This is a genomic window from Okeania sp. SIO2B9, from assembly GCF_010672505.1.
GTDB classification, from domain to species: Bacteria; Cyanobacteriota; Cyanobacteriia; order Cyanobacteriales; family Microcoleaceae; genus Okeania; species Okeania hirsuta.
Map to the genome: position 1 here is coordinate 1 of NZ_JAAHGK010000398.1, position 5,741 is coordinate 5,741.

6 protein-coding genes and 1 pseudogene are annotated in these 5,741 nt (G+C 34.6%); 5 read left to right on the forward strand and 2 right to left on the reverse strand.

Annotated features, from left to right (window positions below):
• Together F6K13_RS15355 and F6K13_RS15360 are read right to left on the reverse strand one after the other, a co-directional pair.
• The coding region (locus tag F6K13_RS15355; protein ID WP_287287789.1) for a TerD family protein at positions 1 to 139 on the reverse strand (139 nt) is incomplete at its 3' end.
• Between the two features lie 445 nt (positions 140 to 584).
• Positions 585 to 1,622, reverse strand: coding sequence for an ABC transporter substrate-binding protein (locus tag F6K13_RS15360; RefSeq protein WP_124146894.1), 1,038 nt, complete (start codon positions 1,620 to 1,622; stop codon positions 585 to 587).
• A gap of 275 nt (positions 1,623 to 1,897) precedes the next feature.
• Between F6K13_RS15360 and F6K13_RS15365 the strand changes: the two genes are divergently transcribed.
• From F6K13_RS15365 to F6K13_RS15375, 5 genes and pseudogenes are all read left to right on the forward strand, one after another.
• Entirely contained in the window at positions 1,898 to 3,142 is a 1,245-nt protein-coding gene (locus tag F6K13_RS15365; RefSeq protein ID WP_124146893.1) for a GTP cyclohydrolase II, read from the forward strand.
• A gap of 361 nt (positions 3,143 to 3,503) precedes the next feature.
• Positions 3,504 to 3,584, forward strand: a pseudogene (locus tag F6K13_RS35175) (hypothetical protein); the annotation flags it as partial.
• A 225-nt stretch (positions 3,585 to 3,809) separates the two neighbouring features.
• A complete protein-coding gene (locus tag F6K13_RS15370) occupies positions 3,810 to 3,911 on the forward strand; it encodes a tetratricopeptide repeat protein (RefSeq protein ID WP_192901188.1) in 102 nt (33 codons plus the stop codon).
• Positions 3,912 to 4,181: 270 nt separating this feature from the next.
• A complete protein-coding gene (locus F6K13_RS35180) occupies positions 4,182 to 4,295 on the forward strand; it encodes a hypothetical protein (RefSeq protein ID WP_161564675.1) in 114 nt (37 codons plus the stop codon).
• On the forward strand, positions 4,246 to 4,719 hold the full coding sequence (locus tag F6K13_RS15375) for a lipopolysaccharide assembly protein LapB (RefSeq protein WP_124146891.1): 474 nt from the start codon (positions 4,246 to 4,248) through the stop codon (positions 4,717 to 4,719). Before F6K13_RS35180 ends, F6K13_RS15375 begins: the two co-directional genes overlap by 50 nt.
• Positions 4,720 to 5,741 lie beyond the last annotated feature (1,022 nt).

The following is a 5,741-nucleotide window of genomic DNA, read 5'->3' on the forward strand; positions in this document are numbered from 1 at the left end:
ATACAGAAGCATCTAAGTCAAATGCTGACCCTGTGTCTGTAGTATTTATATCCCATCCCAAGCCAATACCTGCTTGCTTCAAATTGGGAGATTCTTTGGAAAGATTTACTCTTTCACCTTTGCTGAGATTAATAGACATAATTTACCTCTTGCGTCATCTTATTTGCTCATTTATATTATACAGTAAATACTATTGATAAAAATTAGTATATTAGGTGATAAACTGAGTATTTAACTATTTTGGGTTTGGTGATATTCATTTGTTGATATAATATTAATTATCCAGTATTTTTGACCGGATAATTAAGGTTTAAAGCCTCTGTTTTAAAGAATTTTTAAAGAATAAATAAATTAAACAAAACTCTGTTCACCAATCCTATAACTGTCAGGATTGGTGATGATTAATTATTAATTATTAACTAGCTATTAGCTTTTAGTATTTCCGTACCGGAATGCTCCGCAAACAGGATTCAGCTTTTAGAGCTAGGGGTTGAAATCCTCTTTCTGTTCCGGAATGCTCCGCAAATGCACACATTTACTGCTGACTGCTGACTGCTGATTGCTGATTGCTGATTGCTTTTTAATTACTGATATGCTTCTACTCCCTGATTAACAAATTGTAAAGTAAAAGCTTCTTTATAATTAGTATCTGGCTCAATTAATCCTGCTTCTACTACACTATCAAAGAATAATTTCCAGCGTTCGTCTGTCATAGCACCGATACCTTTTGTGGAAGCATCTCCAGAAATAATAATACCATATTTTTTCATTTTTTCTAAACTATAAGCTAATAAATCATCTTTCATTTCTGGGTTATCTTTTTTAATTAATTGATTTGCCGGTTCAGGATTTTCTAAATAACTATACCAACCTTTGATAGAAGCATGGACAAATCTCTGGACTAAATCAGGATTTTTTTCTACCATTTCTTTTGTTGTTTCTATAGTAGTAGCATAAGGTTTATAACCGGCATCTGCTAATAACATAACTACTGGTTCAAAGCCTCCTTTTTGCTGGATTGTGAAAGGTTCAGATGTCAGATAACCTTGCTGAATTACATTTTTATCTACTAAAAACGGAACTACACTAGAATTATAAGGACGTCTCTGGTCGTCTGTATAACCAAACTTAGTTTTGAGAAATTGCCAATAGCCTTTTTCAGCTAAAGATGATACTAAAATCGGTTTGCCTTTTAGTTGTTCTAAAGAGTCATTTCCTACTCCTGGATGAGCAATTAATACTTGGGGGTCTTTTTGGAAAATAGCTGCAACTGTAATAGTAGGAATTCCTATTTCTACAGAGCGAATTGCTTCTAGACTAGACCCCATAAAAAAGTCAATTCCTCCCCCTACTAATAGCTGAGTTCCATTTACTTGAGCATTTCCCATTCTAATAGTAACTTCTAAACCATAATCTTCATAAATTCCTGTAGCAATTGCTTGATAAAAACCTCCATGTTCGCCTTGAGCATACCAATTAGTTCCATAGGTTACTTTGTCAAGATTTTTATTATTTTTAGCAGTAGAGTTGGAGTTATTAGGAGTAGCACAACTTGTTAATATACTGGTACTAATAGCGAGGCTACTATACTGAATAAATTGACGACGATTAATATAATTCATCAGAATCTATTTAACTTAATATTTTACTAGAGTTATTTAGTTGAGCAAAGTCACCAGAGAATAGGGGACAGGGATTAAACTGTGCCTCACACTTCTTAAATTAAAAGTGCTGTATTATTGGATAAATACTCACTTAATTATAGAACACTATGGCAATAGAAATTCATGTTGTTTGATTTTCATTAAAAGGTCTTGAAGTTGTTCTTTGTTACATTATGCTATGCTTGATTTTATTAAAATTAATGGCGTAATTATTATCTCAAAGTTAAGAAAAAATGGCAAAGCATAAACATATTGTATTAACATCTCATCCTGGTCCTGCCGACAAAAAACCAATTCCCGTGCAGTGGGGTGCTCAAGACCCCATAGAGCGAGGACCTGCGATTGGATCTTTGAGTAACCCTAACCATCGTAATGTCATTGGTACTCACTCCGGTTCTTATGCTGTTTATCGTGCCCTGGCGATCGCCTCTGGTAAACTACAATCAAATCACCGTGCTGATTTAACAAATACTTCTCCGGCAGCACATATTGGCCCCTATCCAAGCTGGTATGACCCCGATAAAATTGTCTGTCTCGATCCATTAGGGGCAGTGGTGGAAGAAGTATTTGCATCTTACTATGAACAAGGATACGATATCCGACCTACTATTGCAGTCACGAAGGCAAATATTAATATGCCAGAATTACAGGATGCTGTTGCTAGAGGTGTATTGAAAGTTGATGGCAATATTGTTAAAGATAATGGTAATTTATTGGTAACAAAAGCGGCGATCGACCCAGTTTGGCATTTGCCAGGAATTGCTAAACGACTGAATGTGGAAGAAAGTGACTTGCGTCGAGTGTTGTTTCAACAAATGGGTGGAATGTTTCCGGAATTGGTAACGCGCCCAGATTTACATTTATTTTTGCCTCCTATTGGTGGTACGACTGTATATATAGTGGGAAATGTTGCTGATGTTGCTGACCCCACGAAGAAACTTGCAGTCAGAGTTCACGATGAGTGTAACGGTTCGGATGTCTTCGGTTCTGATATTTGTACTTGTCGCCCCTATTTGGTGCATGGCATTGAGGTGTGTATTCAGACAGCGCAGGAGGGAGGTGTCGGTGTCATTGTTTATTTCCGTAAAGAGGGGAGAGCGTTGGGAGAGGTGACTAAGTTTTTGGTTTACAATGCTCGGAAAAGACAGGAAGGTGGCGATCGCGCGGATGCTTATTTTGCTCGAACTGAATGTGTTGCGGGAGTCCAAGATATGCGGTTTCAGGAAATGATGCCAGATGTTTTACACTGGTTGGGCATTACGAAAATTGACCGTTTCGTGTCGATGAGCGATATGAAGTATAATGCTATTGTTAATTCTGGGATTAAAATAGTTGAGCGCGTACCTATTCCTGATGAGTTGGTGCCGGAAGATGCGCAAGTGGAAATTGCTGCGAAGAAAGCGGCGGGTTATTATACAGATGGGGAGGTGCCTGATGAGACTATTTTATCAGAAATTAAAGGAAGGGAGTTGTCTTGAGAAGGCAAAAGTAAAAAGGCAAAAGACAAAAATCATCTATGGTTGAGTTTGAGAATTTAGGAATGTTCTAAGTTTTGCTAAAGTTGAAGATTCTTTACCTTGTTTTGAAAAGGCAACACAATTAGAACCGAATAATATTAAAGTTATCAATAAATATGCTAATAGTTTAATCAAGTCAGACAGAATAGAAAATCCTTACCTTTATAGTGCTGTGCGCAGGCAACAGGCAACAGCTCCGGAAGGGGGAATAAAAAACCTATAATATAAGACTTTTAGCTATTGGACAGTTCTTGTAATTTGTAAATATGCCAGCGCACATTGCTATATTTGAAAAATCTCTGCGCCTAATAATGTTAAAACTATTACTAACTATGCTAGTGCTTTAATCAAATTAGAAAGAGTAGAAGAATCCTTACCTTTATTTGAAAAATCTCTACAACTTGAGCCTAATAATGTTAAAACTATTACTAACTATGCTAGTACTTTAATCAAATTAGAAAGAGTAAAAAAATCCTTACCTTTATTTGAAAAATCTCTACAACTTGAGCCTGATAATGTCAAAACTATTAATAATTACGTTAATGGTTTAATAAAATTAGGCAAAAGTGTAGAATCTTTTCCTTTTTTAAGAGTATCTCTACAAGGCATTATTGACGATGCCAATTATTTGATAAAATTAGGAAAAACCCAAGAATCTTTGCCTTGGTTTGAACAAGTTTTGGAACTAGAACCTGATAATACTGATGTTATATCATGTCCGGATAATTAGTGATAAAAAAACTTTCTCCTTCTCTTCCCCTTTCTTCCTTCCTGACTTCTAACTCCTGACTCCTGACTTCTCCATCATTTATTTATAACTGTTCAACCGGACATGGTATTATTGTTAATTATCATTTTCTTTGTGGGTTTAATACCCCACCGTCTACACGGTGTTCAAAATTCCCAGGGATGAAATCCCCATGTAATTTTCCTCCTGTCTCCATCTCCTGTCTCCTGTCTCCTTCTTCAAGCTAAACTTTATTTTGAAAAAGCTCTAAAATTGGAACCTGATAATGTTAAAACTCTTACTAGCTATGCTATTGCTTTAATAGAATTAGGCAAATTTGAAGAATCTTGTAAATTTTTTGAGAAATCATTTAAAGTTAGAAGATAATAACTATATACGATACAAATATGCAACAGCACTAGAAGAATCAGGCCAATATCAACCAGCAATTGAACAACTAGAAAAAATTAATTTAACTGATTTATTACAATACCATGCCAATGTAATTCGACTAACACTAGGAAGACTATATTATTCTATTAAACAACCAAAAAAAGGCGGTCAATATTTCGATGAAGCAGTTGATAATTATGACGATCAAGAAAAAACTTTACTCTACAGTGCCAAAAGTATTTTAGCTAATAACTCTGATCACAAAAAAGCTATAGAAAAGCTAGACGAAATTGCTCAACACTCACCTCGTTATGCTGATGCTTTAAAAAAGTTAACTCTTAACTTAACCTCAGAAGAATATTTCGATATAATTGATCCCAAAATTAAGTTAGAAGATACGGAAATGCTTAACGAATAAATGTATCATAGTATCATAAAATAGGCAACGAAATTGCTATTTTAAAAAGTATTGCTTACCGTATTTTAAGGAACTATCAAGACAAAAATTTAATTTTAAATGACATTATTGAAAAAATTGAAAAATTAGTAGAAAACATTGCCGAACGGAGATAAACACAACAATACAAAATATACAAAATTACTGAAGGTCATTACCAAGAAATCCTATCTGTTATTTCTAAAACTGCCCATGATATTTCTGACTTTTTCAATAATGAATTAGCAGTTATTAAGTCAAAAACTCGTCGGGTGATCCGTAAAATTGGTAGTGAATACAAAAACTATTCCCAGTTTGAAAAACTTTGAACTCAACTAGAATTAACTGAAGCTGCTTTGAGCGATTTGAAAGCAATAAATAAAGGTATAGCTATTAAAAATCAACACTTTCTAGTGAAAAAAATATTTGAAAAATGGCAAGTTAATCCAAAAATTTAAAATACATAAATTCAATGATCAATTATTAATGGTGACTCAGAATCTTATGGAGATGAAGAAAAAATCAAAAGTTTTTTAAATGAAATGGTGGAAAATTCTCTAATATCATGTTCGGACGGGTCAGTTATAAATAAAATTTAAGGACTGACAATACCGACAGTACCAAATAAATACTGAAATTATCAATACCCCCAATACCAATATTTCCTCTTTTTCTCCTTTCTTCCCTCCTGACTCCTGACTTCCTCTCCTGGGAGGGGGAGGGGCGAGGGGTGGGTTTACTCCTGACTCCTCACAATAGTTATTTATAAGTATTCAACCGTTAGCGTAGCTCCCCCGGAGGGGGAACATGATATAAAACATAATTCATACCAACAACATTTAATTATCAAAATGAAATCTCAAGATATTATTAAAGCTAAAGGTATCATAGGTCAGAGTATCCCTGGAGAAAAAAATATTTATTAATATAATTTTCTGACAATTGTAAAGGTATTCCTGAAAATCAAAATTGAAGAAGGAGACAGGAGACAGGAGACAGGAGAC

Excerpts from the sequence above, each read along its gene's own strand:
- F6K13_RS15360 (WP_124146894.1), bottom strand. The coding sequence starts at position 1,622 with ATGAATTATATTAATCGTCGTCAATTTATTCAGTATAGTAGCCTCGCT.
- F6K13_RS15365 (WP_124146893.1), top strand. The coding sequence starts at position 1,898 with ATGGCAAAGCATAAACATATTGTATTAACATCTCATCCTGGTCCTGCC.